Source organism: Photobacterium sp. R1 (assembly GCF_054600795.1).
In genome coordinates this window covers 1-253 of the sequence record NZ_BAAHZP010000756.1, presented here as the reverse complement: position 1 = coordinate 253, position 253 = coordinate 1, and the positions used below count along the sequence as shown (strand labels likewise).

The following is a 253-nucleotide window of genomic DNA, read 5'->3' as shown; positions in this document are numbered from 1 at the left end:
CAGCTTTACTCTACGACACAGGTCTTGTTAGCGGCGCTGAACGATGCGCTTGAAGAAGTCAATCAGCAGGCTCAAACGGTAGCCGGTTCGCTCAGAATTCTGATGCCGGATATTCCGGTACTCGCAAAGTCAGTCGTCGATTTTTGTGTTGAACATCCTGCAATATCACTATCTTGTGAAACCAGCCTGAGCCCCAAAGAAAGCTTACTGGATGGGTTTGATCTGATCCTGAGCTATCACCGCGGAAAAATTA

The 253-nt window shown here is 47.8% G+C and carries 1 pseudogene; it reads left to right on the top strand.

The features are described 5' to 3' along the window. Positions 1-253, top strand: a pseudogene (locus tag ACYP03_RS27105) (LysR family transcriptional regulator); the annotation flags it as partial.